This window comes from Mycobacterium sp. NGS41, from assembly GCF_059812725.1.
Genome location: NZ_JCALDF010000018.1, coordinates 94,869 through 100,868 on the forward strand (window position 1 = coordinate 94,869; position 6,000 = coordinate 100,868).

Sequence of the window (6,000 nt, forward strand, 5' to 3'; positions counted from 1 at the left end):
GACGGGCGAGGGTGCCCGGGCCAGGAAGGATCGACGCAAATGTTTCAGGTCACACGGACGTGGCTGGCAGTCACGGGAGGTCTGGCCGCCGGTGCGATCGGTGTCACCGCCTTCGCAGGTGCCATCGCATCCGCGGCGCCTCTGCAGCCAGTGCCGGCACCCACGCCCGGCGTCACGGCGCCGGCACCGGTCCCACAGAACGTCACGGGTCTGCCGGGCAATAACAACAGGGTCGTCACCGCTCCGCCGGGGTCCAACCCGGTCAGCGCGCCCGTTCCGTCGGCTGCGCCGGCGCCTGGCGCGGGAGTTCCGCTGCCGGCCACGGTCACCACTCCGGTCACCGGCACGATCCGCGACTACCTGCAGTCGAAGGGCGTTCAACTCGAGGCGCAGAAACCGCAGGAATTCAAGGCCCTCGACATCACCCTGCCGGTGCCCACTCGCTGGACTCAGGTGCCCGACCCCAATGTGCCGGACGCCTTCGCGGTGATCGCCGACCGGCTCGGCAGCAGCCTCTACACGTCGAATGCGCAGGTCGTGGTGTACAAGCTGGTCGGCAACTTCGACCCCAAGGAGGCCATCACTCACGGCTTCGCCGATAGCCAGCAACTGCTTGGGTGGCAGACCACGAACGCCTCGCAGGCTGACTTCATGGGCTTCCCGTCGTCAATCATCGAGGGCACCTACCGCCAGAACGACATGGCGCTCAACACGTCGCGCCGCTACGTCATCGCCACGTCCGGAAACGACAAGTATCTGGTGTCGCTGGCGGTGACCACCGCCCTTTCGCAAGCGGTTGCCGACGGGCCCGCCACGGACGCCATCATCAACGGGTTCCGCGTTACGGCGCCGGCGGCTACTGCCCCGGTCGCGCCGGCAGCCCCCGTGTCGCCGGTAGCGCCCGTAGCGCCAGTAGCGCCGGTAGCCCCCGCGGCGCCGGTAGCCCCCGCGGCGCCGGCAGCCCCCGCCGCGCCGGTAGCCCCTGTCGCGGCTCCCGCACCGGCGCCCGTCGCGACTCCCACACAGGTATCTGCTGCGGCGCCGGTCGGCGTGCCCGCGCAGGCACCCGCTGTGGCTCCTGGCATCGCGCCCGCGCCACTTCCGGCGCCGTCGGGACTTCCGGCCACGGCGCCGGCGCCCGGTCAGTCGCTCTCCCCGCAGCCCACGCCGAACCTGCTGGCGATTCTCCCCGGACTGCCGCCGCTACCGAACCTGCACCTGAACCTGCTGGGAACCCAGCCGCACTAAGCCGCGCCGAGCGCCAACCCCGGCACGTGGGTCGGCGGCCGGACTCGTATTGTGAGCCCATGGTGATCGCGGGCGTGCTATGCGTGTGTGCGGCGGTGGTCTCCGCCGGCTTCGGAACCTGGTCGCTTTCCCACGCCCCAACCGCCGACAACACCCAGGCGGCGCTGCGTGCCATGGCGCCGACACAGTTGGCGGTCGCGGTGATGCTCGCGGCAGGCGGCGTGGTGGCTTTGGTCGCGTCACCGCCCACCGCGCTGGTAGTGGTGATCGTCTGTGTCGCAGGCGCTTTCGGTACGCTGGCCGCCGGCTCATGGCAGAGCGCACGCTTCGTGCTGCGCCGCGAGGCATCCCGTTTCGAGTCGGCCGACTGCGCAGGCAACTGCGCGGCCTGCACGCTTTCCTGTCACTGACGATTGGCGCTGGCGCTTGTCCCCGCCGCCCCAGCCTCAGTTTCTGCTGACGTCGATCGGGTGGGTGGCCAGCAGCGACAACGGCAACGGCTGGCGGCGCAGCACCTGGCCCCACAGGTCGGACCGCGGCCCGACTAGAACGTCGGATGGCAACGCAGACAACACGATCCAGTCGTCGCGCTCGATCTCCCCTTCGAGCTGGCCGATGGTCCAGCCGGAGTACCCCGCGTAGATTCGCACCCCCTCCACCAAGGGTGCGATCTGATCGGGTTCGGCGTCCAGGTCCACCATCACCATCCGGCCGGCCACATGCCGCAGGCCCGGCACACCTTCCGGGTCGGCACCGATGCGCAGCACCGCCAAGCACAGCGCGGCGTCACGCTTCACCGGTCCACCGATGAACATCGTCTTCGGCTTGGCCGCAAGTTTCGCCCACTGCGGCAACACGTTATAGACCGCGGTCTCGCTGGAACGGTTCAACACCACGCCCAACGTGCCGCCGTCATTGTGCTCGACGATGTAGATCACGCTGCGACGAAACGTGGGTTCCAGAAGATCGGTGTTGGCCAGCAGCAACGTACCGGCACGGACCCGCTGGGCGGCGGGTGCGACATAGTCCTCGGGGTCCTCGGGCTGCGGCACCCCTCCATCATCGCACCTCCGTGAGCGTCGCCGGGGCAAACGTGGACGCCTCGCGATGATTTGTAATGTTGTTGGGTCGGCGTCGAGCGAGGTGAACCTTGCTCTGCCCCAATCGTTGGAAGTTGGTTCTGTGGATCAATCCCGGATGCACGGGAGCGCGCCCGGCAGCCTATGGCGGTCGGTGCGCAGTTTGCCGGACTTCTGGCGACTACTGCAGGTGCGCATGGTAAGTCAGTTCGGCGACGGCCTTTTTCAGGCGGGCATGGCCGGTGCGCTGCTGTTCAACCCCGATCGGGCCGCCGACCCGATGGCAATCGCTCGCGCGTTCATCGTCTTGTTTCTGCCTTACTCACTGCTGGGACCGTTCGCCGGCGCCCTGATGGACCGGTGGGATCGACGGCTGGTGCTGGTGGGCGCCAACCTCGGACGGCTGGTGCTGGTGAGTGCGATCGGCACGATTCTTGCGGTGCGGGCGGGGGAGTGGCCGCTGCTGTGTTTGGCGCTGCTGGCCAACGGCTTCACCCGGTTCGTAAACTCCGGGCTTTCCGCGTCGTTGCCCCACGTGGTGCCGCGCGAACAGGTGGTCACCATGAACTCCGTCGCCACCGCGGCGGGCTCGGTCGCGGCGTTTCTGGGTGCCAACTTCATGCTGTTGCCCCGCTGGCTCGCCGGTGCCGGCGACGAGGGCTCCTCGGCCGTCATCTTCATCGTCACGATCCCGCTGCTGATCGCGTTGCTGTTGTCGTGGCGATTCGCGCCGCGGATACTCGGCCCGGACGACACTCAGCGCGCGATTCACGGATCGGCCTTCTACGCGGTGATCACCGGCTGGGCACATGGCGCGCGAACGGTGGTACAACTTCCCTCGGTCGCGGCAACCCTGTCCGGCTTGGCCGCGCACCGGATGGTGGTCGGCATCAACTCGTTGCTGTTGTTGCTGCTGGTCCACCACCCGAAATCCCCTGGGGAAGGGGGGCTGGGAACCGCGCTGATTTTCTTTGCTGCGTCGGGGCTGGGAGCCTTTCTCGCCACCGCGCTTACCCCGCCCATGATCCGTCGCTGGGGGCGCTACGCCACCGCAAACAGCGCACTGGTGGCGGCCATGATCATCCAGATCGCAGGCGCCGGACTGCTGATCCCGATCATGGTGGTGTGCGGCTTCCTGCTCGGGGTAGCCGGTCAGACGGTCAAGCTGTGCGCCGACTCGGCGATGCAGATCGATGTCGACGACGCCCTTCGCGGGCACGTGTTCGCTGTGCAGGACGCGCTGTTCTGGGTCGCGTTCATCGTCTCGATAAGCATAGCTGCGACAATGGTTCCCGACGACGGGCGCGCACCTGCGTTCGCGTTGTTCGCCGCCGGACTCTACTTCGTCGGGCTCGTTGCTCACGGCATCATCGGACGTCGCGGGCAGCCGACGCCTGCAGTCGACAGTTCCTTGAGGAGGCAATAATGGCGGCTGCAGCTCCGATGGTGGCCGACCTGCGGGCCGAAAGCGACGACCTTGACGCGTTGGTGGCGCCCCTGGCGGCGGACCGATGGGCCGACCCGACGCCGTCCCCGGGATGGACCATCGCGCACCAGATCGCGCATTTGCTGTGGACCGACCGGGTGTCGTTGACCGCGATCACCGACGAGGCCGGATTCGCTGAGGTGCTGACTGGCGCGGCAGCCGACCCTGCAGGTTTTGTCGACGCGGGTGCCGAGGAACTGGCGGCCATGCCGCCGGACGAGCTGCTCGCCGACTGGCGGGTGACGCGCACGCGGCTGCACGACGAGCTGTTAGGCGTCGCCGACGGTCGCAAATTGCCGTGGTTCGGGCCTCCGATGAGCGCGGCGTCGATGGCCACCGCGCGGTTGATGGAGACCTGGGCGCACGGGCTCGACGTCGCCGATGCTCTCGGCGTCGAGCGGCGCGCCACCGAGCGGTTGCGCTCAATCGCGCATCTCGGGGTGCGCACCCGCGACTACGCCTTTCTGGTGAACAACCTGACGCCGCCGGCCGAGCCGTTCCTGGTCGAACTGCGAGGGCCCGGCGGTGGCCTCTGGTCCTGGGGTCCACCCGACGCGGCGCAGCGCGTCAGCGGTTCGGCGCAGGACTTCTGCTTCCTGGTCACCCAGCGGCGAGCCTTGAGCAGCCTGGACGTCGACGCTGTCGGTTCAGACGCGCAGCGCTGGCTGGAGATAGCTCAAGCCTTCGCCGGACCACCCGGCCCCGGGCGATGAGCGCGCTTAGCGCGCGAAGAGAGACGGGGCCGTTCTACTCAAGCCCCGGGCGATGAGCGCGCTTAGCGCGCGAATCTGCGCTGGTGGCGTCGAAACTGCGCTCAGGGCGCCTCCGCGGCACATTCGGTAGCCCTGTGCGCAGTTTCGATCCATCCCAGACTCGGGCGAAACGCTTTACTGGGGGATCTTCGCAGCGATGGCATTGGCGATGGCAATTGCCTGGTCGCCGACGTTCAATCCTTGAGCAGCCACGTCGATGATGATGTTGTTACGGGCGGTCAGCACTCGCTGAGCACTGGCCGCGCTACGAACTTGGGAGGTGAAGGTCATCACCAGGTTGCCGTCGGGGGTGGTCAGCGGGCCGAATGTCCAGCGATTCGGGGTTTCGTTCGGGACCGTGAGCGTGAACGTTCGCCCAGCGCACGCGGCCCACTGCCGACGCTGATCGTCGAATACTTTTCGCGCGGCATCGGCGGAGACGAAAGCGATCACCGCTTGTGCGGCCGCGTTGGGGCCTGCGGGGTTGGTCAGTATCTGAGTTGCCGTACCAATCGATCCCGCGTTGGCGTATGCGTCCAGGTCGGCCGGTGCATACGGACCGGTGCAGTCCTTGTCGGAAACGTTGGGCTTATGGTCGGTGAATCCACGATTGGAGGCGGTCTGCACGATCATCGTGGGGACGCCGAAGATCGTGGCGGTCTGTTGCGTGGACAGCAGAAATCCGGTCAGCGCCGAGGCGGGCTGCGACGGCGCTGGACCGGTAGACGTGGTGGCGGTTGACGAGCCAGATGGGGGAGTGCTCGATGCCGGCGCGCTTCCTTCCGGCGGGGCTGTGGCATGCGGTGACTGGGATCGCGCGGTCAGTGTTACGGCAACGGCCGCCGTGGTGGCAATCGCCAGGGCGACGGCGGTCAGGGTGACGATCCTGCGGCGGCGTGGCCGCGTGACAGGCGGCGGGGGAGGCAGGCCCGGCCGCGGCGCCCACCCCGGGTAGCCAGGCGAGGGCATCGTCGTCGGGAGCGCGCCGGGCTGCCCCCAATTCGGGCCGCCGGGTTGCATCGGCGGGGGATAGGGCCTGGGCGCGCCGGCGGCCGGTTGTGGCGCAACGGTTATCGGCACCGCGGCATCGGTGAGGGTGTCGGCGGCGGCGGCGGCCAACTCGCGCGCCGACGAGAAGCGCTGCGCGGGATTTTTGGCCATCGCGGTCGCGATCACCGCGTCCATGCGCGCTGACAGCCCGGGCAGGCGATCGGTCACACGTGGGGGTGGCGCGTACAAATGCGCGGCCACCAGGGCGGCCATTCCCTCAGCTGCTGCGAACGGCTCGGTGCCGGTGAGCAGCCGAAACAGGGTGCATCCCAAGGAATACAGGTCCGCCTGAGCGTCAGCCAGCCCGCCGGCGAGTACCTCGGGTGCCGCGTAGGGCAGCGTGGCGAGCAACGAGCCGGTGACGGTCACTCCCGCATCGCCGATC

At 68.3% G+C, this 6,000-nt stretch carries 6 protein-coding genes; 4 read left to right on the forward strand and 2 right to left on the reverse strand.

Annotation, left to right across the window (positions count from 1 at the left end):
• Positions 1-39: 39 nt before the first annotated feature.
• Positions 40-1,248 carry an LpqN/LpqT family lipoprotein gene (locus AC5Y21_RS17125; RefSeq protein WP_499913941.1) on the forward strand — a complete coding sequence of 403 codons (1,209 nt, stop codon included), beginning with the start codon at positions 40-42 and terminating at the stop codon, positions 1,246-1,248.
• A gap of 59 nt (positions 1,249-1,307) precedes the next feature.
• On the forward strand, positions 1,308-1,658 hold the full coding sequence (locus AC5Y21_RS17130; RefSeq protein WP_499913942.1) for a hypothetical protein: 351 nt from the start codon (positions 1,308-1,310) through the stop codon (positions 1,656-1,658).
• Between the two features lie 36 nt (positions 1,659-1,694).
• On the opposite strand, the gene AC5Y21_RS17135 is transcribed toward AC5Y21_RS17130, so the two are convergent.
• Positions 1,695-2,300, reverse strand: a complete 606-nt coding sequence (locus tag AC5Y21_RS17135; protein WP_499913943.1) for a YqgE/AlgH family protein — start codon at positions 2,298-2,300, stop codon at positions 1,695-1,697.
• Positions 2,301-2,403: 103 nt separating this feature from the next.
• Here AC5Y21_RS17135 and AC5Y21_RS17140 point away from each other — a divergent pair, with 103 nt between their 5' ends.
• Positions 2,404-3,753, forward strand: a complete 1,350-nt coding sequence (locus AC5Y21_RS17140; protein ID WP_499913958.1) for an MFS transporter — start codon at positions 2,404-2,406, stop codon at positions 3,751-3,753.
• Positions 3,753-4,526, forward strand: coding sequence for a TIGR03084 family metal-binding protein (locus AC5Y21_RS17145; protein ID WP_499913944.1), 774 nt, complete (start codon positions 3,753-3,755; stop codon positions 4,524-4,526). Before AC5Y21_RS17140 ends, AC5Y21_RS17145 begins: the two co-directional genes overlap by 1 nt.
• Before the next feature lie 174 nt (positions 4,527-4,700).
• Here the strand turns inward: AC5Y21_RS17145 and AC5Y21_RS17150 are convergent.
• A partial coding sequence (locus tag AC5Y21_RS17150; protein WP_499913946.1) for a sensor domain-containing protein occupies positions 4,701-6,000 on the reverse strand: 1,300 nt, incomplete at its 5' end.

Bases quoted from the DNA above. Each gene is read 5' to 3' on its own strand.
- AC5Y21_RS17145 (WP_499913944.1), top strand. From the start codon at position 3,753: ATGGCGGCTGCAGCTCCGATGGTGGCCGACCTGCGGGCCGAAAGCGAC.
- AC5Y21_RS17130 (WP_499913942.1), top strand. From the start codon at position 1,308: ATGGTGATCGCGGGCGTGCTATGCGTGTGTGCGGCGGTGGTCTCCGCC.
- AC5Y21_RS17125 (WP_499913941.1), top strand. From the start codon at position 40: ATGTTTCAGGTCACACGGACGTGGCTGGCAGTCACGGGAGGTCTGGCC.